This is a genomic window from Pseudomonas sp. S2_E01 (assembly GCF_054668365.1).
This window is the reverse complement of sequence record NZ_CP162762.1, coordinates 5,380,249-5,402,032: the sequence shown is the minus strand read 5'-3', so window position 1 is coordinate 5,402,032 and position 21,784 is coordinate 5,380,249. Positions and strand designations below refer to the sequence as shown.

At 54.3% G+C, this 21,784-nt stretch carries 18 protein-coding genes, 1 tRNA gene and 2 pseudogenes; 6 read left to right on the top strand and 15 right to left on the bottom strand.

The features are described from left to right. Positions 1-38: 38 nt before the first annotated feature. Both AB4O36_RS24880 and AB4O36_RS24875 read left to right on the top strand, forming a co-directional pair. Entirely contained in the window at positions 39-749 is a 711-nt protein-coding gene (locus tag AB4O36_RS24880; protein ID WP_460140498.1) for an SDR family NAD(P)-dependent oxidoreductase, read from the top strand. A gap of 130 nt (positions 750-879) precedes the next feature. Next, a complete protein-coding gene (locus AB4O36_RS24875) occupies positions 880-1,848 on the top strand; it encodes a LysR family transcriptional regulator (protein WP_460140497.1) in 969 nt (322 codons plus the stop codon). Between the two features lie 20 nt (positions 1,849-1,868). Here the strand turns inward: AB4O36_RS24875 and AB4O36_RS24870 are convergent, their stop codons facing one another. Next, positions 1,869-2,330: a RidA family protein gene (locus AB4O36_RS24870; protein WP_460140496.1), complete on the bottom strand. Its 462-nt coding sequence runs from the start codon at positions 2,328-2,330 to the stop codon at positions 1,869-1,871. A 255-nt stretch (positions 2,331-2,585) separates the two neighbouring features. On the opposite strand from AB4O36_RS24870, the gene AB4O36_RS24865 reads away from it, so the two are divergent. From AB4O36_RS24865 to AB4O36_RS24855, 3 genes are all read left to right on the top strand, one after another. Further along, on the top strand, positions 2,586-3,272 hold the full coding sequence (locus AB4O36_RS24865; RefSeq protein WP_460140495.1) for a hydrolase: 687 nt from the start codon (positions 2,586-2,588) through the stop codon (positions 3,270-3,272). 164 nt (positions 3,273-3,436) lie between these two features. Then, positions 3,437-3,844, top strand: coding sequence for a helix-turn-helix domain-containing protein (locus tag AB4O36_RS24860; protein WP_460140494.1), 408 nt, complete (start codon positions 3,437-3,439; stop codon positions 3,842-3,844). A 776-nt stretch (positions 3,845-4,620) separates the two neighbouring features. Beyond that, positions 4,621-6,060, top strand: coding sequence for a TIGR04141 family sporadically distributed protein (locus tag AB4O36_RS24855; protein WP_460140493.1), 1,440 nt, complete (start codon positions 4,621-4,623; stop codon positions 6,058-6,060). 78 nt (positions 6,061-6,138) lie between these two features. Here the strand turns inward: AB4O36_RS24855 and AB4O36_RS24850 are convergent, their stop codons facing one another. The 12 genes and pseudogenes from AB4O36_RS24850 to AB4O36_RS24795 form a co-directional block, all read right to left on the bottom strand. Beyond that, complete coding sequence (locus tag AB4O36_RS24850; protein WP_460140492.1) at positions 6,139-6,810, bottom strand: Cap15 family cyclic dinucleotide receptor domain-containing protein; 672 nt, start codon at positions 6,808-6,810, stop codon at positions 6,139-6,141. 454 nt (positions 6,811-7,264) lie between these two features. After that, complete coding sequence (locus tag AB4O36_RS24845; RefSeq protein ID WP_460140491.1) at positions 7,265-8,392, bottom strand: hypothetical protein; 1,128 nt, start codon at positions 8,390-8,392, stop codon at positions 7,265-7,267. Continuing rightward, entirely contained in the window at positions 8,389-9,018 is a 630-nt protein-coding gene (locus AB4O36_RS24840) for a Cap15 family cyclic dinucleotide receptor domain-containing protein (RefSeq protein WP_460140490.1), read from the bottom strand. Before AB4O36_RS24840 ends, AB4O36_RS24845 begins: the two co-directional genes overlap by 4 nt. Positions 9,019-9,533: 515 nt before the next feature. Beyond that, positions 9,534-10,514 (bottom strand): annotated as a pseudogene (locus AB4O36_RS24835) (integrase domain-containing protein). Between the two features lie 910 nt (positions 10,515-11,424). Next, a pseudogene (locus tag AB4O36_RS24830) lies at positions 11,425-12,742 on the bottom strand (tyrosine-type recombinase/integrase). A gap of 172 nt (positions 12,743-12,914) precedes the next feature. Next, a tRNA-Thr gene (locus tag AB4O36_RS24825) sits at positions 12,915-12,990 on the bottom strand. A gap of 119 nt (positions 12,991-13,109) precedes the next feature. Further along, positions 13,110-14,351 (bottom strand): nucleoside deaminase, encoded by a 1,242-nt coding sequence (locus AB4O36_RS24820; protein ID WP_460140489.1) that lies wholly within the window; start codon positions 14,349-14,351, stop codon positions 13,110-13,112. Between the two features lie 298 nt (positions 14,352-14,649). Next, positions 14,650-15,882, bottom strand: a complete 1,233-nt coding sequence (locus AB4O36_RS24815) for a methyltransferase (protein ID WP_460140488.1) — start codon at positions 15,880-15,882, stop codon at positions 14,650-14,652. Then, positions 15,863-16,552, bottom strand: coding sequence for an ABC transporter permease (locus AB4O36_RS24810; RefSeq protein WP_460118985.1), 690 nt, complete (start codon positions 16,550-16,552; stop codon positions 15,863-15,865). Before AB4O36_RS24810 ends, AB4O36_RS24815 begins: the two co-directional genes overlap by 20 nt. Further along, positions 16,549-17,244, bottom strand: coding sequence for an ABC transporter permease (locus AB4O36_RS24805; protein WP_460118983.1), 696 nt, complete (start codon positions 17,242-17,244; stop codon positions 16,549-16,551). Before AB4O36_RS24805 ends, AB4O36_RS24810 begins: the two co-directional genes overlap by 4 nt. A gap of 78 nt (positions 17,245-17,322) precedes the next feature. Beyond that, entirely contained in the window at positions 17,323-18,069 is a 747-nt protein-coding gene (locus AB4O36_RS24800) for an ABC transporter substrate-binding protein (protein ID WP_460140487.1), read from the bottom strand. A gap of 13 nt (positions 18,070-18,082) precedes the next feature. Then, complete coding sequence (locus tag AB4O36_RS24795) at positions 18,083-18,856, bottom strand: ABC transporter ATP-binding protein (RefSeq protein ID WP_460140486.1); 774 nt, start codon at positions 18,854-18,856, stop codon at positions 18,083-18,085. A gap of 565 nt (positions 18,857-19,421) precedes the next feature. On the opposite strand from AB4O36_RS24795, the gene gabP reads away from it, so the two are divergent. Continuing rightward, entirely contained in the window at positions 19,422-20,813 is a 1,392-nt protein-coding gene (gabP, locus tag AB4O36_RS24790) for a GABA permease (protein ID WP_460118977.1), read from the top strand. 81 nt (positions 20,814-20,894) lie between these two features. On the opposite strand, the gene AB4O36_RS24785 is transcribed toward gabP, so the two are convergent. Continuing rightward, positions 20,895-21,347: a hypothetical protein gene (locus tag AB4O36_RS24785; protein ID WP_460140485.1), complete on the bottom strand. Its 453-nt coding sequence runs from the start codon at positions 21,345-21,347 to the stop codon at positions 20,895-20,897. 6 nt (positions 21,348-21,353) lie between these two features. After that, positions 21,354-21,770: a hypothetical protein gene (locus AB4O36_RS24780; protein WP_460118967.1), complete on the bottom strand. Its 417-nt coding sequence runs from the start codon at positions 21,768-21,770 to the stop codon at positions 21,354-21,356. Positions 21,771-21,784 lie beyond the last annotated feature (14 nt).

Here is a 21,784-nt window from a genome sequence, read left to right as displayed (position 1 = left end):
TACTTTCTAAATCATTTCTTTATTTGCAGAGGTTCATCATGAGCAATTCGAAAAAAGTCATCGTTATCACTGGCGCCTCCCAAGGTCTGGGCGCAGGCATGGTCAAGGCATTCCGTGACCTGGACTACAAAGTCGTCGCCACCTCGCGTTCGATCAAACCGTCCACCGACCCGGACATCCTCACCGTGGCCGGCGACATCGGTAACCCGGAAGTCGCGCAAAAAGTCATCCGCGAAGCCATCGAACGTTTCGGTCGCGTCGACACCCTGATCAACAACGCCGGCATCTTCGTCGCCAAACCGTTCACCCAGTACACCGCCGAAGACTACGCCAACGTGCTGTCGGTAAACCTGAACGGCTTCTTCTACATCACTCAACTGGCCATCGCCGAAATGGAAAAACACGGCAGCGGCCACGTGGTGAACATCACCACCAGCCTGGTCGACCACGCCATCGACGGCGTGCCATCGGTACTGGCCTCGCTGACCAAAGGCGGCCTGAACGCCGCAACCAAATCCCTGGCGATCGAATACGCCAAGCGCGGCATCCGGGTAAACGCGGTCAGCCCAGGCATCATCAAGACGCCGATGCACGGCGAAGAAACCCACACGGCACTGGGCGCCTTGCACCCGGTTGGGCACATGGGCGAAATCAGCGACATTGCGCAGGCGGTGGTGTACCTGGACTCGGCCAACTTCGTGACGGGGGAAATCCTGCACGTGGATGGTGGGCAGAGCGCCGGGCACTGATTGTTCCGAGCCTGGAAATAACAAAGCCCTCGTAGAAGTACGGGGGCTTTGTTTTGTATGGGCAAGAATGTGGCTGCTTCACCCAACCCCTTCTCGTATCATCAGCGCCTTCGCATCTGGAACCGACTGTGTGAAATCGCTAACTGGAAAAGCTCCGGCTGCCCCTGATGGGACGAAGTGGGACGTAGGCGAGGCTGTCAATCAGCTCTCGTGGGACGACTTGCGCATCATCAAGACGCTCAGTGATTGCGGCAATCGTTCGGCTACCGCCAAGAAGCTTGGCATCAATGTATCCACCGTTTCGCGCCGAGTTGCTCAAGTTGAGCGAACGCTCGGCATCGCGCTGTTCGATCACCGCAAATCAGGGTATCTGCTCACCGCCGAGGGTGCTGAATTGCGAGCACTCGCCGAGCGAGTGGAGCTGGATATCGTCAGCGTCACGCGGCGTGTTTCACGTTCAGGCCAAGGCCCCCTCGGGAAACTTCGAATTACCACCAGCGACTCGCTGCTGCTGTACTTCTTCACCCCCATCATCGCGGACTTCAAGGCCCTGAACGAGGGGATCACCATCGAGGTGCTGGTGGGCAATGAAACCCTTAGCCTCGCCCGGGATGAATCGGATATCGCGATTCGAGCGACGAGAAAGCCTGCAGAAAGCCTGGTGGGACGTAAACTGGCGAACATTGCCTGGGCACCTTACTGCTGCGCCAAACAGGTGACTGGCTTGCCGCTTTTCGAAGAGGGCCAGGCATGGGTGTCATACTCTGCAGCGCTCTGCGGTTTGAAGGCGACAAGCTATGTCGAAAGCAGAGTCGCTGCTGAGCGCATCGCGTACCGCACCGATTCTGTTGCAGCCGCCAGCGCTGCAATCGCGGCGGGTCTGGGATTTGGACTGCTTCCCTGCATGTTGGGCGACATAACCCCAGGGTTGGTACGCGCCGGCCCGGTGGTGCCAGAGCTTCAGGATGAGTTGTGGCTGCTGACTCACCAGGACATTCGAAAATCGTGGCGGGTCAAAGCATTCATGACCTTCTGCGCCGCTGCGGTGGCCAGTCAAAAGCCCTTGGTCGAAGGGCAATTGATACTCCCGGTCTCCTAGATCGAAACCGGGAGTGCAGCTTAGATGTCTCGGGCGCCAATCACGGCCTTGCACACGATCTCAATCAGCTGCGGACGCTGGGCAAGTCTCGACACCCCAATGATATTGCTCGCGCACTGAGGCCGCTCAGTGCCATAGGCCGCTTTGCGCACTTTGCCGACCACCGCGAACGCAGCGTCCATGTCCAGCACATAAAGCGTTTCCTCGACAACGTCTTGCATCGTTGCGCCATACAAGGCGAGCAGCTTCGAAATGTTGTCGTAAGAGACCCGCATCTGCTCTCCCATCGAAGAGAAGTCGCTGGGCTTGCCGTCGGCGTCCAACGGCGCCGGGGCTACCAGATTACCTTCCTCGTCATGGTTGAATTGGCCTGACACGTAGATCTCGTTTCCCACCCGCCGTGCCTGCGGATAGCCATACGCCTCTTCCCAGGAAACGCCCCAGTAGGCGGTCTGTTGGTTGAACGGTTGTGAAGCTGACATTGCATCCTCCTGCACATGACGGACCGGCTTGATCCGAATGGGCGGATGCTAGCAGTGTGAACGCGTATTTGATGGCTCATAAATGAGCCGCCATGAGCGCAAAAATGCGCCACCGACAGGCGTCTTGATTAGTTATCTTTTGCTCGTCCTCAAGCAACGACGCTGAGGAGTGCGCTCGTGGCTACGGTAATGCCTGCAAGGTGCGGGCCCCGAGACTTGTTCGATTGAACATCATCAAGCTGAAAGGAAACAAAAATGAACAATCCTAAAACTGAAGTCCTGACTCCGCTCAATAGCCAACTGATCTTCATCGATCAACAGCCACAGATGGCCTTCGGCGTTCAGAGCATTGACCGGCAAACGCTGAAAAACAACACCGTTGCCTTGGCCAAGGCAGCGAAGATTTTTAATGTCCCCACCACCTTCACCACGGTCGAGACAGAAAGCTTCTCAGGTCACACCTACCCCGAGCTACTCGCTGTGTTCCCGGACGCCCCGCTGCTTGAGCGCACTTCCATGAACTCCTGGGATGACCAGAAGGTACGCGATGCACTCAAGAGGAATGGCCGCAACAAGATCATCGTCTCCGGCTTGTGGACCGAGGTCTGCAATGCCACCTTCGCCCTGTCGGCAATGAACGATGCCGGCTATGAAATCTATATGGTTGCAGACGCCTCCGGCGGCACCACCAAAGAAGCACACGACTACGCCATGCAGCGCATGATCCAGGCCGGCGTGGTACCGGTGACCTGGCAGCAAGTGCTGCTGGAATGGCAACGGGACTGGAAGAACCGCGACACCTACGACGCCGTAATGGAACTGGTAAGGGAACATTCTGGTGCCTATGGCATGGGCGTCGACTACGCCTACACCATGGTGCACAAAGCGCCAGAGCGCGTTCAGCATGGCCCCACCCTGGCGCCTGTCGCTGCATCTGTCTGAGCCATCGCCAGCCCCTGCCCTGGGGGCTGTTCACAGACTTGCGAAGGGTGCGCAATCGACTGAACCGAGTCAACGAGCCTGGCCTGGAACCTCTGGGTATTACCAGTGCCCAGCGCTGTTCGAGCCAGGCGCTCGCATCCTGTTACCTGGAAGAATGGATGTGTATGAACAAGGACCAATCTACCGTGCTGGCGACGCTCACACTGGCGTCGACAGGGCAGCTCAAATCCTGGCAGATAAAAACTGCCAAACAACTGATGCTCGGCAGGCTGGATACCGGCATCTCAGTGACCGAACTCGCCGAAGCGTGCGCATTGTCGCGCAGTCACTTCTCACGCATGTTCAAGGAAAGCACCCGAATGCCCCCGCAGCGATGGCTGCGTGAACAGCGGGTCAAGAAGAGCAGAGCGTTATTGAAGGATTCCACGATGTTGCTCACAGAAATAGCACTGGAATGCGGCTTCAGCGATCAATCTCACTTCTGCCGCACATTCGTGAAGGCTGAGGGCATGACACCGAAGGCTTGGCAATCTAAATTGCTAATAGAAGCCCCCGAAGATATTCGGGAGTGAGGAGAGTTGGGAACGTTCTTTACACCGCGGTCGCAACCGGTGGTCGTGATGATGCTGCTGTTGGGTTGAGGTTGCTTAGTTGTTGGTGTTTTGGGAAGGGCTCCAGTTGCCCCGGCCCGGCAGATCGTCGGTGGGGTTTATGGCCTTATAGCGAGCAGGCCCGTTCCCAAAGATTCCGGTGTTGGACAAAAAAGTGGACGATCTAGGAACAATAAAGCCCGCGTATTTCTACGAGGGCTTTATTGTGTATGGTGCGGCACCAGGAGTCGAATCGCTCAACAAGCACATGATTTATATATTGTTTTAACATGAGGCTATTAGTTACTACCTCATGGAATATCCTTAGCTTCACTTTCAGCCGCATGGGATCTATATCCCAGATGTGGGTGGCGGAACTGAAACGTGGGGTTGCCAGCTTTTTTGCCCGATCCATCTATACTCGAATAAACAAAAGTATGATGGCGAAGGGGGCATGGTGTATTTAATCAAATTTCGCTCTGGCGTTACGTTTTTTCGCCGGCCAGCTTCATGTGGCACACTCGTTGAGCACAAAAAATGATGTCACATGTCCGAAGACTTTCGGCCCTAATAAGCTGATTTAAATTTCTATGGGTATGGTAATGGAATCCGATACCAATGATAGAGCCTAGACAGAGAAAAGAAAGCCAGAAAATATCTATTTATAAAATTAAAACCCCAGGCGAGTTTGATGTGGACTCGCTTATCAGAAAAGGCTTTATAAAAGAATATGAGGGGGGAATACGACCGTTCTTCTATTGAAAGATAAACAATCCACACCGTCTTGGTCAGTGCATCTGAAGAAAGATTTTGGAGTGGGTGAAGTGAAAAATATAAGTAACAGTTTCATGCTTCTACAGAAAAGAGAAGATGAACTGTATGCAGTGTGTGGTGGATATGCGTTCAAATATTTAAAGGATCTCTATCATGATGATTTTGGTTTGGAGGTCGCCGTACGGTTAATAACAGATGCAAATAGTATAACGTCTTTCCATCAAAGGGCTTTGAGTGGCGCGATTAAGCAACTATACCATGCAGTCAAAGGATATAATCCAAACTTTGATACGGAGAATTATTCTAGGATGTTGCGGTTTGTGGAGGGTAATTCTGTATTTGAAGGTAAAAAGTATAAGGTTTCCGGTCGATCCTCTTTGGTTGTTAGGACAGAGCGTGGGCTTAAAAAAATCGATGAGATAATCGCTGATATTGAAGTCGTGTTAAGGGGGGAACCAAACGTTAAATTTCCTAAAACTTTTAAGCAGGTTTCTGATGAAAAAATAAAAGAGAAGTTGGATTCCGATTTTCTTAGCGAGCTTGCTGAGTTTCTGTGCGTACCTGAGGGTACGACAACAATCTCGTTGGAGCTTGATGACTTTGTTAAGCAAAGCAGTTGCGAAAATTTTAGGGTGAATATTAACGGAAAATCTGTAACTTTGAATTGTTTAGATATTGATGAGTTAAAAGATAGGCTTTTTGAAAAAATAGATCCTGCGGGCCTTGATGCTGAAAGTGTATTGAAGATCAACTTTACTTCAAAGGATGAAAGCGGAGAGCCAATCTTAGAGCGTGTGCCGATAGACAAAATTTGTGTTTATGAACAGACTATTGGCAACAAGAATTTCATAAGGTTAGGAGGGAAATGGCTGGAGATATTGGACGATATCCAAAGCTATATTGATGAAGAAATAGCGAATATCGAAGTGAGACAAGGTATTCTGCCTGATTGGGATAAGCGAATTTATAAAGAGGAAGGGAAGTACAACGAATTTGCGGCTGATAATAAAGGTTTTCTTTGTACTGATGCAGACTTTGTATATCTAAAAAACGGACAAAATAAATTAGAGCTTGCTGATTTATTTGATAGTGCAACGAAAACTTTTTATCATATTAAAAATACTTGGGGGAGTAAGTCTTCATATTTTTTTAATCAGGCTTCTGTAGCCATTGAAACCTTCAAGAAAAGTGCAACGTTTCGAGAAAATATTAGGAAGAAGTGGCCTAAAGAGTTTCCCGGTACATTCAAGCTGGGGCAGTCTACGGTGGTCATTGGTTTTGCAATAACAGAAGATAAGCACGCGGACTTTCCAAATAATTTGTCATATTTTACTAAGTTGAGCTTGATAAACAATATTAATAAGATGGCTCAGTGTAATGTTCAAGTTGTATTGTCCCCTATTAAGCTGGTAGTCGGAGATTAGGTTCTTTAAAATGTTTGGCGTCGCTATGGGGTGCAGCATATATGCCATTTAAAGGTGTGGGTTTATTGTTAGCTTCTCTTAATAGCCTTTCCAGTCGGATTTGTTTGGCCATAGAGATTTTGCATCTTTGAATGATTGAATTTCGATTTTTGAAGCGATTTTACGGAGGCGTATCACGCCGTTTGTAGGACTGCTAGTCCAATAGCTTCCACTTAGTTTTAAGTTTAAATTTGATAGTTGAAGATCGCCCGCGCCGTTGATAAGTGTCGTTCTACCTTGATATTCGTTTTGTAACTCATATACATAAGCTAAACGGAAAATCCCCGTTTTTTTGTTTTCAAGTATCGCTTCTACTTTTGATTCTCCAACCTGGTGTTCGGTTAGGCTTCTGATTGAAAGAGTAAGATATGACTGTTTTACTATAAAAACAATTGGTAGTACAAGTGCCTGGTTACGCTCATCTATCTTGTAGTTTGAAGAAAGCTCGCCTATCCACGTTCCTTCAAGCACTGGCCGCCCCAGCCATTTGGGGATCTTCCAAAATTTCCAAACTAATTTGTAGAACAGGAAAAATAGAACTGATGTGATAGTGATGCTGGAGGAAATCCATCTAAAGCATTGAGTTGCGTCAGGGAGTTCCTGGGGAGATGTATTAATTGTCGCAAATATTAAGAAGAGTAGAACTGTTAGCGTGCCAAAGATTTTTTTAAGTGACGATAATTCGTCAGAGGATAAGGTTAAGTTCTGCATGTTAAGTCCCGGGTTCCATCCGAAAATATTTCTATAAAGTTGGTACTGCTAATTAGAGCAGTGCACTCTACGAATGTTATTTTTGACATTGCCATCGCTGATTTGTGGCGAGCACCAACCGGTAAAGCGCCTGGATATGGCTCGCTGAACAGATCGAAACTAGGAGCTACGTACTGACAAATGTGCGTTAATTTGAAGGCTGGGTATTCAATAAGGTGAAAGCCATCATGCCAGTCAGATTCTTTTTGAGATATTTTCATTAATGTCTGTGCAATAGCGTCCTCTCCAACGATTGGAAGCTCAGGCTGAAAAAGGCTTTCATCTCCAAGTGCAGATATGGGTAAAGCGTTTAGCTCACGATAAAATATAATACCCAGGCCGGTAAATGATGAACCTGAATTTTTGGATATCGACTCAAGTAGCCTAATAATGCTTGCGTCTATCATAGAGATTTTCACACATAAATAGACGTTAAGACATTCCGACTCTCGGCATGTCCAGGTTTTTCTTTAAGAACCAAAAGGAAGCTATTCTCCTTTGCTACTTGTATCAGTAGTTCATCCATTGCAGCGGAAAGTGCAAGGAGTCCTTCAAATTTCTTCTCGTCATCAAAAATTAGTCTTGATTTGTCTGGGACTCGTAACGTCCTTGCGAACGCTTTGTCCTGCCAAAGAATGTCCAGGAATCGCTGTGCCTCAGCCAGTATCGTCAGCTCATATGCCACGCCATTTCTGAACTGTTGCATATCGGCGTGGTACATACATGCTGTAATGTCGAAGCTTGATAGGTTAACTTTTCTCCCGTCTTCCTCGATATCTGCCTTCACGCTTTTACAAAGTCTTATGGCCTTTCTGAGACCGCCTCCGGTTGTATCACATAGGTCTTTGACCAATTTAATGTGGGTAAATGGCCAGTTATCGATTGTGATATCGGCTGCCTTATCATAAATTGTTACGGCTCTATCATGTTCAGTGTTACTGCTTTGATAGGCTGTGGTGTTGAACCAGTGCGATGAAATTATATCTACAGGGCGTGGAAGTGATCCTCCGGTAAGCTTGATGGCTTTACCACCGGATGAATCAATGTTCACTGCAGGAAATGCCAGCCTCAATTGTCGTTCGCTATGCGCTCGTAGCTCAATCAGGACCTCTTTTGAGTTGCGGGATGAGAGGTTATATCCGCCGCGTGTGCTAACTATACCTGCGGGATCGAATGTAAAAAAATCGGTCCTTAATGTAAGTAAGTCCACGTCGCTTACACCTCTAATATGGACATCAAGGGGAACAGATCCTTGAAGTCGATATTCAGTAGGGATGCCGATGGTCTGTAAGCGGGTAGATAGTTGGTTGCGTACTCTTTCAGCTGTTTCTAAACTGATTCTCGTGTAATCTGCGTCAACTGGCTGCATAGCACCAAGAGCATAAGTAGTTGAAGGTTTGTCTTTGCTTCTGCGTTCCCATGCTTCAGCTGTTCTACTTTTGTTATTGATGAAATCCTTTGCGTCTTGTGTTATATGGTCGAAGCGATCGGTCCCGTTTCTACGAGCACGTAATCTAGATAAACGCTGATTGATATCTGTCATTTTTTGCTCCTAGTAAGTTTTAGTTTTCCGAAGCTTTGCCGGCCGTAACCGTTGTAGTATTCACCCTCCGCTGTATCTAATGTTTTGCTGAAGAGTATGTCTGCAAAGCCAATGTGGCTATGTAACTCCGGCTCGCCTAGTTTTGGGTCATTTTTGTAGTTGTAGAGCAGTCTAAAGCCTTCGGCTTCGTCATGCACTATAGCTGCCGTAATACTGTTAGATCCAGATTGAGAGGTTTTAAGTCTAATTCGTATCTTGTCCCAACTTTGTAAAATCGTAACTTCAGCGTCCCATGAGTATATCTCTTTGCCATCTACTGAAAGTGACGAGCCTTTACAGTCCCAAGATCCTTTGAGATTTGGGACTTTTAAAAACATAGAAAAATATTTCCAGCACCATGCATATTTATTGAATATCATATATAGCACAGTGAATACTGTGCCCGCACTAATTAGCGAAAGTACAGTTGGAGGAAGGTTGGCTGGCAGTCCGAATTTCTTGGCAATATCTATTGCAGACAAAACGAGAAAAACTATCGCGCCTGAAATTGCTGCGGCTGCAATGCTTATATATCGCCCTATTTGTGCACGGTTCACGCCGCCTAGTAATGAGTATTCGTGATCCATAAATCCCTCATCCTTTTGGCTTAGTGGATAAAGCCAATATTACAAAATGTTACGATTTTTATGTGCTAGCGATTGTGGCGCTTTAGAACTTACGCTTTGGGGGTAGTGCCATGCTCACATGGATAGTGCTTTTTTTGGAGGTTTTACTCTCCTCCTGCTGCACGCAGACAAGAATAATTCAGCTATGTGAAACAACACACTATTTTTATTGCTGGAAGTCAGCGGATGGCTGAAGGGGGGCAGTTGTACCTAGATAACCCAGGGTTTATCTAAGCGTGTGATGATCAGCTTCAGCGTCAACCTATAGTAGGTCACTGTTGATTTTTTATGATGTCGCAGTGCTTGTGTCAGATACCAAATGAGATGCTTTCGCCTCCAAGTCCATGGGTTATCTCGGTGCCAGCGATCAGAGATCGCTGTTTGAATGGCTTTTGCCTGGCGTAGGTGGCGCTCGCGACTGGCATGCGACCCGGTTAGAACTCCTGCTAGGAAAAGCTCCATGTCGATGGGTTTACTCATACTCGACCACCGATGTATGCCGAGACCACATCGATTCGACCGTGTCCCAGCTCATAGCTGATTTGTAATCTTGCCTCTCGATCAAGGCGCGGATCGAGCCGCGTGCACCCGCCACCGTTGATGGGCGCTAGGTGGTGGGTGATCTGTTTATAGCGTTCGCACGCATAGGCTGCACGCAAATCGTGGAAGCCTTTTAGGTTGTACTGATGAAGGATGTCCCGTGCGGGGCGGACGATTTCCCGTTGAAAATCGAGGTAGCTTTCGTTTGGTGCCAGCAGGTTGCGGCTACCACCGGGTGTGACCTGTTCGGCGTGCATGAGTGCTTCGCGAATATGCTCATCCACCCTGATCCTGCGAGGTGCTGTTGCACCGCCGCGGCCACCTTTGGTGCCGTCCTGAATGTTAATCTTGCCGAATTGTTCGGCTTCACGTTTCAAGCGTGGCAGGTCGGCCAAGACGGCCTCGCGCAAGCGCATGCCGGTGGATCGGGCCAATAGCACAATGGCTGCGGCGCGCGGCAGCTGGTGTTCGCACAGTGCGTTCACGACCCCCTTAACCTGTTCAAGAGCCTGGCCTTGCGGTGTTGATATTCGGACTGTTGTGCGCTGCATGCCCAGCGCCTTGCTCGGACTCGATACCTTCACATACTGATCACCGCGTAGTGCGGCGAGGGTCCGGTTCACGCTGGACAACCGGTTTTGCGCAGTCGCGATGGCAATCTCACCATGTTCAACTTGCTGTCGCAGATGTTCGGCGTAGTCCACCAAGGTCTGCCGATCAATTTGTCGCGCATCGTTAAACCCCGGCCCATCCTCCGACCGACATCAACGAACAAACGCCTGCCAGCGATCACTATGCGCCTTGACCGTGCCGTAATGCCCGCCGCCAAACAGATCGCGCAACGCCTGTGGCCCGGCATAACTCAGTTGCCGTCCATATCCAAAATTCCGCCCATCCCGTCTACCTACCAATGCCATGATCAAACTCCTGTCGAAGCCAAATCTTTGAAACTTTCCCCACGTCATCCCGCCACGAATGTTGAGTGTTATCAGGGATCAAGGCCCCTGCGACCTGTGAGGGTTGTCCACTAACGCGGGACTGGCGGCTCTTTACGACCGGGAGCTTGGGCATCTCATGACCTGGCCTCCTGAACACCTCTGAAGAAGTGGGCGGGTGGAGGCTGCACTGGCTGACGAGACCAATGCCGCGAGATCCTGAATCGGGTGAAGGCAGTGAAGCGATGACCGGGGCGTGCCTGACTGTCAGTCAGGTGCAGTCCATTCCGTGGGCTGCGGCACCATCATCTGCTTCGCTGTTGCTGGTGATTTCGGTGTTTGTCACGCCGATTGTCACGAGGGGGAATGCCGCAAAGCCTTGTACGAGTTGGGCTGCAGCAGCGGTAGGAGCGCCCGTCTCTTTCCGGGAGAAAGAGACGGGCGCAGGTTGGCGCAAGGATATGGCCAAGCGGATAGGTTGCTGCAGGGCAGCTAAAAAGGAGTATGAGTTGCCGCAGTGGGCACTCTGGTAGAAGTGGGCATCCATCACATCGCTGTGACCGTGCGAGCTACCGGACGCTAATCGCACTTTGGGAGAACCACCACGGTGTGGCGTAGCCTTAAAGGTTCTGGCTACCTGGGTTGCTGTCGACGACAGCGCTTTGCCCGATCTTTTCTACGCCTGTGGATAATTCGGGTCAAGACTCCAATTTTCGGGAGTTCTGCGACTGTGGATGAAATTATCCACCGGTGGAAATCAGTGGTTTTCCACAGACAGTTGTGTGGGCTTTAGATTTTTTAAGTGAGGTCCATCCAAGCAGGGCGGCTTTGCAGCCCTGCTTGGATGGACCCGCGTGGACAAGCGGATCACTGCGAATTGAAGACCGAGCGCTTACTCGGTTGCGCCACGTTTTGCTTTTAGGCGAGTGACGTTCACTCCGGTCTGGTTCGCGAATTCGTGTGGAGTGACATGCTCTTGCCTGTTGGCCTCCAGGTACCGGCTCCACCAGTTCATGATCAGCCTGCGCTCCTCGATGAACTCGGCCTTGTGGATGTAAGCGGCGCGGACGTTGTTGCGTTCCTTGTGGCTCATCTGCCGTTCAATGGCTGTCTCCGACCACAATCCTGACTCGATCAGTGCGCTGCAGGCCATCGAACGAAAGCCATGGCCGCAGATTTCGGTTTTGGTGTCGTAGCCCATCTTTCGAAGCGCGCTGTTCACCGTGTTTTCAGACATGGGTTTCCAGGGCTTGGTATCGCCTGCAAACACCAGGTCGAATTTACCGGTGAGGACGTGGATCTGTTCAAGCAGGGCCACGGCTTGCGGCGATAAGGGTACAAGATGGATATCCCCGGCCATTTTAGTACCCCTTGTGGAAAAGGGGACGCCGTCCAACGCGGGACGGGTGTCGGGAATCTCCCAGGTGCCGCGCTTGAGGTCAAATTCGTTCCAACGGGCAAAGCGCAGTTCACTGGAGCGGACAAACACATGCAGCGAGAGCATGGCCGTCAGCCGGGTAAGTACGCGGCCGTTATATCCCTCAATGCGCTCCTGCAATTCAGGCAGACGCGATAAGGGTAACGCTGGGCGGTGAACAACCCTCGGGGCTTTGATCAAACCTTCAAGGTCGGAGGCAGGGTTTGCCGCGATCTGTCGAGCACGCTTCGCCTCGCGCATGATGCTTTGCAGGTTGTACCCTTAAAGCTACGTCAATTGTGCCGCGCTCCTGGATCGCTTCCAGAGGTTGCATCAGGTCATGGGTGTCCAAGTCGACAATAGAGCGAGCGCCGATCAGTGGAAAGACATGGGTTTTGAGGCGGCTCAGAACCGTCTTGGCATGGCCCGGTGCCCATTTGGCAGACATCGCTTTGTGCCAGTCCAGTGCCGCGCTTTCAAAGGTTCGGCCTTGGATTGCGGCCTGCGTCTTAGCTTGGTGTTTGGACTCTATGGGGTCGATGCCTTCCGCCAACATCCGCTTGAGCTCCAGGCGCTTGTGGCGCGCATCGGCGAGACCAACCACGGGGTAGTTGCCGAACGAAGTCAGTCCTTCGCGTCCATCAGGTTTTACATACCTGAGACGCCAGCCTTTACGGCCATTGGGTTGGACGAGGAGGTAGAGGCCGTCGCCGTCGAAAAGCTTGTAGGCGCGGTCGGTGGCTTTGGCTGCGCGGCAAGCCGAATCGGAGAGTGGTGCAGTGGTGCGCGACATAAGGGTACTCCTCCCTTTATCGAATGACCTTACCCCTATATCTATCCCTAAAACGGTCGGAATCCAACAGATTTTGACGGAATCTGACGGAACGCCAAAACGAAAAAACCCGCCAGAAGGCGGGTTTTTCGGGGGTTCCAGAGACTTTGAAAGCTTTCTATGGAACCTTGTATGGTGCCGGCACCAGGAGTCGAACCCGGGACCTACTGATTACAAGTCAGTTGCTCTACCAACTGAGCTATACCGGCGTGTTAGGGCGACGATTATAGCGATTGGGCGGCTTCTGTAAACCCCTGAATTCAGACTATTTTTACGTGGGTGTCGGGCCGGCCTCGCGGATGCTTGCGCGGGGCCGGCCGGGGGTGGATTAGACTCCGTTTTTGACCGCGTTGATCAAGTCCTGGCTCAGCACCTGGGCGGGCGCGACCTGCACGCTTTGCGTGTAGAACGGCGGCAGGTTCTGGGCCAGTGTCGATAACGTTTGTGCCGTGGTGTTGCCTGGCAGCAGCACGTATTGCAGGTTCGACGGATAGCCCTGGGGCACCGGGCCTTCCATGGTGGAGCCGTAGGCGCCGAAGGTCATGACGGCTTGCGGGGTTGTCGGGTCGGGGGCGTAGAGGAAAACGAAGGTGCCGTACTTGGGATGGGTCAGGTATTCGCCTGCTTCAGCGCGCACGGCCGGGTCGGGGTCGTTCATCAGGGTCCAGCGCATGACCGCGTAGTTGCGGGTGGTTTCCATGAAGGCTGTGCGAATCGGCGACTGGTACTCCGCTCCGCCCTGGCACACCAGCAGGTTGCCGAATGGATCGATCAGTGCCACCGAGTTGAACACCTTGCTCTGTTGCGCGGTTTTGAGCAGTGGCGGGGCGAGTTCGGCGCCGGGGTCGCGTGGGTTGGCCGATTGAACGGTCAGCGCGAACGGGCTGAGGGCCGTGAGTGCCTGGCGGACTTTGCTGTTGGCGGGCAAGGTGGCGGGGTTTTTCAGCTGATCGGGTGGCAGGCCGCTGTTGTTGCTTGCGTCGCGCACGGTGTTGACGCTGGCGGAGAAGATTGAGCTGCAGAGAAAGAACGCCGCAGAATCGATGCTCTGGCCACCGAACACCGGGCTGGTCGAACCCTGATACGCCCGGCTGACCGGCGCTGCAATGGCGTAGTAGGCCCAAGTGCTCTGCGCTTGCTGGCGGATTTGCGGAGGGAGCGTCGGAAAGTTGAACTGACTGTTGTAGTTGATGCCGGCGTAGTCATCGATCGCGCTGACGGCGACGTTGAATCCTGCTGTCAGCAGTGAACCGGCGCACATGGCGCAGGGGTCCAGCGTGGTGACGATGGTCAACTGATTGGGTGGGGGCAGGCTCAGCCGCGCCGCATTCTGGTAATACCAGTCCACCAGTTGCCGCTCGCCGTGGGCGGTGGGGTCGTGGGGCAGGAAGAAAGTCGTGGTGTTACCGGGAAACGGCATCAGCACGTTGTTGTGCATCGCGGCGATCAGTTCGCCCGTGCCGTTGTTGATGATGGCACCACCCACGGCGAAGGTCTGTTGCAACGCGGCGTAAATGGCTTGGTTGGCGACGGTGTCGACGGCTTCCTGCGCACTGTTCAATGTGCTCATTTTTTCTCGCTCCTTGCTGTCCTTAAGCGTCAGTGAGTTCTGACGTTTGGCAACAATAGTCGAGGATTTCCGGGTGGTTTATGTTCTTTTGGCTTAATGCTTATGCACAACGGAATGTCTGTTGCACTTGACGCCGCGCGAAAATGTGGATCCGTTCTCATTTGACCGCAAATAACTGTTTTTGCGGTTTTTTCTACCCATGTACGAAAATTGAACAGATTGGTTTCAGCAGTGAAACAGGCGAATAGATTGGATCCATGATTTTTAATCAACAGAGTTATCCACAGGCTGCGTAGGATTAATCGCGTTCGGCGAGCAGCAAGAAATTACGTGGCGTGAGCGGCGTTTCGCAGAAGGTTCCGAGGCGAACGGTGTAACCCTGCTGTCTGAGGAAAAGTGCTCGATCCAGCACCAGCCAAAGCTCCAGTGGGCGACGGAAAAGTCCGCGCACGAGCTCCAGGTTGCGCACTTCAGCCAATCGCCTCCAGCCAGCGGCTTCAACGGCCGGCCAATCCTGGGTTCCGATTGTGGATAACTCCTTGCGTGCGGCCAGATGATGGCAGTACACGGGGAAGGGTTTATCCAGCCAGGCGCTGGGCAGCGATGGTGTGGGCATGTATTCATCCACACCACGCAGTTGCCGCTGCAGCAGATCGAATGCCAGGCGGCGTGCCATGGAGGTGTCGCGCTGACGGCGGACGCGAGCACCGGCGGTGACGGTTTCACTCATCGGCAGTGCGAGATCGTCGAGATTGAGCTGTAGCTCGGAGCGAGTCGCCACCGAGGATATCGGCTGATAGTGCGTCAGGCCGATCCGGTTATAGCAGCACGGCGCAACAGCCAGTTGTTTGCAGCCCACGGCGCTGGCGAGCTGGATCAGTCGCACGTGCAAATCGCCACAAGCGTGCAGCGCCACTGGCGTATGGTCTGCGCTCAATAAAGCGGCCACCTCGGCGGCGAGCACATCTTGCTCGACATGCCGTGCAATCAAATGATGACGCTCGCTGAGGGCCTGACCACTCACAACCAGGGCCGGATCATATTCAACGCACGTGAGATCCTGACCGGGTTGCAGCAACCGTCGCCCCAGGTGGCCCTTGCCGGAGCACCAATCCAGCCAGTGTGTTGCAGGCCTGGTGAACGACAACCGACTGGCGAACGCCGCGATCTGCTGCCATTTGCGCCCCGGAACATCGACATTTAACCGATGCCCGGCTGCTTCGAGGGTGTGCCCTGGCAATTGCCCCACTGCGCTGAGTTCAATGGATCGCGCCGCCAGCGAAGCAAACGGCTCAGGTGCTTGTTCCAGAAACGCGGGTTGGTTATGCGCGCTGTCCGCCGCTTCCAATGACCTGGCACGCAGCCGTGCGGCCATCTCGGGGTAGGACGCTTCCCAAGGAAGTCGCAGATGAGTGAACGGCCTGGGTTTCCACAGCGCCTGATGCTCGACCAGAAAAGCATCCAGCGCCATGAAGCGGGCGAGCAGAGCCTCGCCCGTCAGAACATCGCCATCAACGACCCTGGCAGGCATCGACGCGCAACCAGCGCTCCAGCTGCTTGAAGCCGTGCACCAGGATAAAGGTCATCAACAGGTAGAACATGCCGGCGGCAAAGAAGATCTCCACCGGCAAGTAGGTCCTGGCAATGATGGTGCGCGCCATACCCGTCAGTTCCAGCAGCGTCACGGTACTGGCCAGGGCACTGGCCTTGAGCATCAGGATCACTTCGTTGCTGTAGGCCGGCAGGCCGATGCGCGCCGCACGGGGCAGGATGATGTAGAACAATGCCTTGCTGCGGGACATGCCCAGCGCGCGCGCCGCTTCGATCTCTCCCGGCGGAATGGCCTGGATTGCACCGCGCAGGATTTCGGCAATGTAGGCGGCGGTGTGCAAGGTCATAGTCGCCGTGGCACACCAGAACGGATCACGCAGGTAGGGCCACAACGAACTGTTACGGACTGCGTCGAACTGCGCCAGGCCGTAGTAGACCAGGAACAGTTGAACCAGCAGCGGCGTACCACGGAAAAAGAAGATGTAGCCGTAGGGAAAAGCCCGCACCCACCACAGGCGCGACGAGCGTGCGATGCCCAGCGGGATGGCCAGCAGCAGGCCGGCGATGACTGCGATGGCCACCAGTTCCAGGGTCAGTGTCGCGCCCTGAGCCAGTCTCGGCAGCCACTTGATGATGACTTCCCAGTTCATTGGGTGCTCCTCGCGAAGCCGCGAGCGGCGCGTTTTTCCATGAAGTGCATGCCGGCCATGGCAAGTACGGTGAGGCCCAGGTACATGAACGCGGCCACCATGTAGAAGGTGAATGGCTGTTTGGACACGGTCACGCCGATCTGCGCGTGGCGCATGATTTCTTCCAGGCCGATGACCGACACCAATGCGGTGTCCTTCATCAGGATCATGAACAGGTTGCCCAGCCCGGGCAGGGCGATGCGCCACATCTGCGGCATGATCAACCTGGTGAAGATTCGCCACTTCGACAGGCCCAGGGCCACGCCGGCCTCACGATGACCTTTTGGAATGGCGAGAATTGCGCCGCGAAACACTTCAGTGGCATAGGCACCGAAGCACAGCCCCAGCGCAATCACGCCGGCAGCGAAGGCATTGAGTTCAAGGTCGGGATTGCCGAAGAACTCACCCAGGGCACGCATCAGGTTGACCGTGCCGAAGTAGATCAGCAGCACCCAGAGCAGTTCCGGGATGCCACGAACCAATGTCGAATAAGTGCCGCCAAGCCATTGCAGGGGCTTGTACGGGGAAGTCTTGGCCAGGGCGCCGAGCAAACCCAGCACCAGCCCCAGGCATAGGGCCGAGAGTGCCAGTTTTACCGTCATCAGCGCGCCAGCGGCAAGCGCCGGGCCGAATCCGTAGAGGTCGATAATCATGTATTTCTTTTCAAATCGCGGCAGGCAAGGCCGGGGACCTGCGGCGCCGTCAAGCGACGCAGGTCCGGCAGGTCAGTATCAATAGATGCTGAACGGGAAGTACTTGTCGTTGATCTTCTTGTAGGTGCCATCAGCGACGATTTCTTTCAGCGCAGAGTTCAGCTTCTCGCGCAGCGGGTCGCCTTTACGCACGGCGATACCGATCTTGTCGCTTTCTTCCACCGGGTCGCCCTTGAATTCGTAGGATTTGCCAGCGTCGCTTTTCAGCCACTCGTAGTTGACGTATTTGTCTGCGAGGATGCCGTCCAGTCGACCGGAAGTCAGGTCAAGGTAGGCGTTTTCCTGGGTGTCGTAGAGTTTGGTTTCGACGCCCGGCATGTTGTCTTCAAGCCAGGTGCCTGCCAACGTCGCGCGTTGTGCGCCGATCACTTTACCTTTCAGGGCGTCTGCGTCGGTTTTGAAGTCAGCGTCTTTCTTGGCAATGAACTGCAGTTTGTTCGAGTAGTACGGATCGGTGAAGTCCACCGCTTGCTTGCGCTCGTCGGTGATCGACATCGAGGAAATCAGGAAGTCGAACTTCTTGGCGTTCAGGGCCGGGATGATGCCGTCCCAGTCGGAGGTGACCACGGTGCAGTCGACTTTCATCTTGGCGCACAGGGCGTCGCCGATTTCCTTGTCGAAGCCGACGACGTTGCCGCTGGCATCCTTGTTGTTGAACGGCGGGTAGGCCGCTTCGATGCCCATCTTCAAGGTTTCGGCCATGGCGCCGGCGCTGAACGCCAGGGTGACGGCGGCGGCCAGGAAGACCTTTTTATAGTTCTGCATGTGGGTAGCTCCGTTAGCGGTTGCTGGACATGAATTGTTTGCAGCGCGCCGAAAGCGGGTTTTCGAACACCTGCTGTGGCGATCCTTGCTCTTCTACCAGGCCCTGGTGGAGGAACACCACTTCGCTGGACACCTGACGAGCAAAGCTCATTTCGTGGGTGACCAGCAACATGGTGCGGCCTTCTTCGGCCAGTGCGCGGATGACATTAAGTACTTCCTGGACCATTTCCGGGTCAAGGGCGGAGGTGGGCTCGTCGAACAGGATCACTTTGGGTTGCATCGCCAGCGTGCGGGCGATGGCGGCGCGTTGTTGCTGGCCGCCTGAAAGTTGCGCCGGGTAGGCGTGGCGCTTGTCGGCGATGCCGACCTTGGCCAGCAGGGCTTCGGCGACCTCGATAGCCTCGGCCTTGCTTTGGCCGAGCACGCGGCGCGGTGCTTCGATGATGTTGTCGAGCACGCTCATGTGCGGCCATAGATTAAAGTTTTGAAACACAAAACCAATCTCGCTGCGCAGGCGATTGATCTGTTTATTGTCGGCGGCGTGCAACTCGCCGTTTTTGGCGGCCTTGAGCTTGAGCTCTTCACCGGCGACCAGAATCCGCCCCTGATGCGGGTTTTCCAGCAGGTTGATGCAGCGCAGGAAAGTGGACTTGCCGGAGCCGGAGGAGCCCAGGATCGAGATCACATCGCCGTCACGGGCGGTCAGCGATATGCCTTTGAGCACCTCAAGCTGTCCGTAGCGTTTGTGCAAGTCGCGGATTTCAAGCGCGGGCGTGGCCTCAGCCATGTGCGTTCCTCATAGTGTGATGCGCTCCTGCTGTTGGCGGGCCTTCCTGACGAGGCGGCCAACCTAGCATAGCGTCTGAATGCCAGCCAACAGCGCTGCGGGCCCTAAACGCGCGGTGTGCGACAGGTTGTCGCATCGGCGCAGCAGACTGTCGCCCTGCTATCAACCGAACAGCCGTTTGAACCCTTCTCGCCTATGAAAAGCGCGACGGCATTCGCAAAAGGGGCGCGATGTTGCCAGCTTTGTCGGGGTGTTGGAAGCGCTAACCGGCCAAACGTTAGCGTTGCGCACTTTAATTGTGCGTCTGGCGATTTTTTAGTGTGTTTCTGGTGCGCTGATTCGTTACGAAAGTGAGTCGCAGGGTAACGCTCTGGCAAATTGCCATTAATCTCAATGAGTTGCGATGACTGTCCGGTCGCGCTCCAGGCCCCGAAGTTGAAGACTTTGAAACATTTTGGCGCAATATTTGCGTGCAGAATCCGGAACGCCCTGTTGGTTTCTTTTTACGAGAAGGAATGCCAGGCCGGGCAGAAGCACATCGCTTTCCTTTACAAAGGTAGTTTCAATGAGCAGTACCCCAAGCTCCAATGGCCTCGAACAGGGGCTCAAACCGCGTCATGTGACCATGCTGTCGATCGCCGGGGTTATCGGTGCCGGCCTGTTCGTCGGCTCCGGCCACGCCATTGCCGCCGCCGGCCCTGCCGTACTCCTGGCTTATGCCGCCGCCGGTATGCTGGTTGTTCTGGTCATGCGCATGCTCGGCGAAATGGCGGTCGCCTCGCCGGACACGGGCTCCTTCTCGACTTACGCTGATCGCGCGATCGGTCACTGGGCCGGTTTCACCATCGGCTGGCTCTACTGGTGGTTCTGGGTGCTGGTCATCCCGCTGGAGGCCAACGCCGCCGCGACCATCCTGCACGCGTGGTTCCCGGGTGTGGACATCTGGGCCTTCGCCCTGGTCATCACCATGTTGCTGACCGTCACCAACCTGTTCAGCGTGAAGAACTACGGTGAGTTCGAATTCTGGTTCGCCCTGCTCAAAGTGGTGGCGATCATCGGTTTCATCATCCTCGGTTTGGCGGCGATCTTCGGTTTCCTGCCGGGCAGCCAGGTCAGCGGCGTGTCGCACCTGTTCGATACCCAGGGTTTCCTGCCTAACGGCATGGGCGCGGTGCTGGGGGCAATCCTGACCACCATGTTCTCCTTCATGGGTACCGAGATCGTGACCATTGCGGCCGCGGAATCGAAGAACCCTGGCAAGCAGATCTCCAAAGCCACCAACTCGGTGATCTGGCGGATCGGTTTGTTCTACCTCGTGTCGATCTTCATCGTCGTGGCCCTGGTGCCATGGAACGACCCGGTCCTGGCCAGCGTTGGTTCCTATCAGACCGTGCTTGAGCGCATGGGCATCCCGAACGCCAAGATGATCGTCGACATCGTCGTATTGGTCGCTGTGACCAGTTGCCTGAACTCGGCGCTGTACACCTCGTCGCGCATGTTGTTCTCCCTGGGCAAGCGCGGTGATGCACCGGCCGTTGCCACTCGCACCAACAAGAGCGGCACGCCTTACTGGGCCGTGATGTTGTCCACCGGCGCGGCCTTCCTGGCCACGTTCGCCAACTACGTGGCCCCGGCCGCCGTGTTCGAATTCCTGTTGGCCAGCTCCGGCGCCATTGCACTGCTGGTGTACCTGGTAATCGCGATTTCGCAACTGCGCATGCGCAAGCAGCGTGTGGCGCGTGGCGAGAAAATCGTCTTCAGCATGTGGCTGTTCCCAGGCCTGACCTACGCGGTAATCGTTTTCATCGTCGCGGCCCTGACCATCATGGGCTTCCAGGACGCCCACCGCGTGGAAATCCTCGCGACCGGCCTGCTCAGCGTACTGGTGGTGGCAACCGGCTTGCTGGTGGCGCGCCGTCGTCGCAGTGAGCGTTTGAGTGCTGCTGTGGCGCGCTGAGGCCCTGGCCTGAGCTGTTGAAACGGAAAAAGGCCGCCTGTCAGCGATGACAAGGCGGCCTTTTTGTTTGGCTCGTGCCGCTTATTCGGATTTTTCTTCCGAAGCCTCCAGCGACCGACCGTAAACATCCAACGCTTCGCCAAAATCGCTGATGAACTGCGGATCGCTCAAAGCGGCCTGCGCCGCCTCGCGGTCCATTCCGTCAGCCCACATGTGGTAGTCGATCAGCATGTCGGCGGCCAGGTGGGTGGCGGCCATGGCTTCGTTTTCTGCGTTTTCCAGATCCAGCAGTTCCGGGTGATCGTTGATGATCCCGGAAAGGTCGTTCAGCAGAACCGAGAGCATTTCGCTGCGGTCGATGGCTTGCGCATCGCGCATCTTGCTGAACATCGCCAGGGTGTATTCCGGGATCGGTTCGGCGAGGTGGCCCTGGTCATCGTCCAGGGCGGCAGGTTTACGGCCGACCATGCGGATTTGCTTGGCTTTGGCTTTGGCGCGCTTGGCGCGTTTCTGTAGCTTGTTCGGGGAGGCCATGGGAGCTCAGTTCGATTTCTGTTGGGTTTGCGCGGCGATCGCGTCGGACGCGGCCACGTAGTCAGCCTGGAACGCCGGAGATTCGATCCACGCCAGGGCGCCAGCTTCGTCGGTTTCAGTGGACCACTGGCGGTACTCGATCAGCGCCGCGAGGATGAAGTCCATCGCGCCTTCTTCGCCTTCCTGCTCGTACACCAGTGCCAGCAACGGATCTTCGAGGAACGCGCCGCACATGGCCTGCTGACTGATTTTCTCGGCGTCGATCATTTTCTTGAACAGTTCGGTGAGATCCACCGATTCAAAATCGATGCGGTCGTCGTTCGGGTCCAGCTCCACCGGCGCGGCAGCCCGCTGGGTGCGGTTCTGCTTGGCCTTGGTTTTGGCGCGGGAGGCGCGTTTTTGCTGCTTGTTGGCGGAAGCCATGGTGTTGATCCGTA

Excerpts from the sequence above, each read along its gene's own strand:
- AB4O36_RS24880 (WP_460140498.1), top strand. The coding sequence starts at position 39 with ATGAGCAATTCGAAAAAAGTCATCGTTATCACTGGCGCCTCCCAAGGT.
- AB4O36_RS24870 (WP_460140496.1), bottom strand. The coding sequence starts at position 2,330 with ATGTCAGCTTCACAACCGTTCAACCAACAGACCGCCTACTGGGGCGTT.
- AB4O36_RS24865 (WP_460140495.1), top strand. The coding sequence starts at position 2,586 with ATGAACAATCCTAAAACTGAAGTCCTGACTCCGCTCAATAGCCAACTG.
- AB4O36_RS24860 (WP_460140494.1), top strand. The coding sequence starts at position 3,437 with ATGAACAAGGACCAATCTACCGTGCTGGCGACGCTCACACTGGCGTCG.
- AB4O36_RS24850 (WP_460140492.1), bottom strand. The coding sequence starts at position 6,810 with ATGCAGAACTTAACCTTATCCTCTGACGAATTATCGTCACTTAAAAAA.
- AB4O36_RS24845 (WP_460140491.1), bottom strand. The coding sequence starts at position 8,392 with ATGACAGATATCAATCAGCGTTTATCTAGATTACGTGCTCGTAGAAAC.
- AB4O36_RS24840 (WP_460140490.1), bottom strand. The coding sequence starts at position 9,018 with ATGGATCACGAATACTCATTACTAGGCGGCGTGAACCGTGCACAAATA.
- AB4O36_RS24820 (WP_460140489.1), bottom strand. The coding sequence starts at position 14,351 with ATGAGCACATTGAACAGTGCGCAGGAAGCCGTCGACACCGTCGCCAAC.
- AB4O36_RS24815 (WP_460140488.1), bottom strand. The coding sequence starts at position 15,882 with ATGCCTGCCAGGGTCGTTGATGGCGATGTTCTGACGGGCGAGGCTCTG.
- AB4O36_RS24810 (WP_460118985.1), bottom strand. The coding sequence starts at position 16,552 with ATGAACTGGGAAGTCATCATCAAGTGGCTGCCGAGACTGGCTCAGGGC.
- AB4O36_RS24805 (WP_460118983.1), bottom strand. The coding sequence starts at position 17,244 with ATGATTATCGACCTCTACGGATTCGGCCCGGCGCTTGCCGCTGGCGCG.
- AB4O36_RS24800 (WP_460140487.1), bottom strand. The coding sequence starts at position 18,069 with ATGCAGAACTATAAAAAGGTCTTCCTGGCCGCCGCCGTCACCCTGGCG.
- AB4O36_RS24795 (WP_460140486.1), bottom strand. The coding sequence starts at position 18,856 with ATGGCTGAGGCCACGCCCGCGCTTGAAATCCGCGACTTGCACAAACGC.
- gabP (WP_460118977.1), top strand. The coding sequence starts at position 19,422 with ATGAGCAGTACCCCAAGCTCCAATGGCCTCGAACAGGGGCTCAAACCG.
- AB4O36_RS24785 (WP_460140485.1), bottom strand. The coding sequence starts at position 21,347 with ATGGCCTCCCCGAACAAGCTACAGAAACGCGCCAAGCGCGCCAAAGCC.
- AB4O36_RS24780 (WP_460118967.1), bottom strand. The coding sequence starts at position 21,770 with ATGGCTTCCGCCAACAAGCAGCAAAAACGCGCCTCCCGCGCCAAAACC.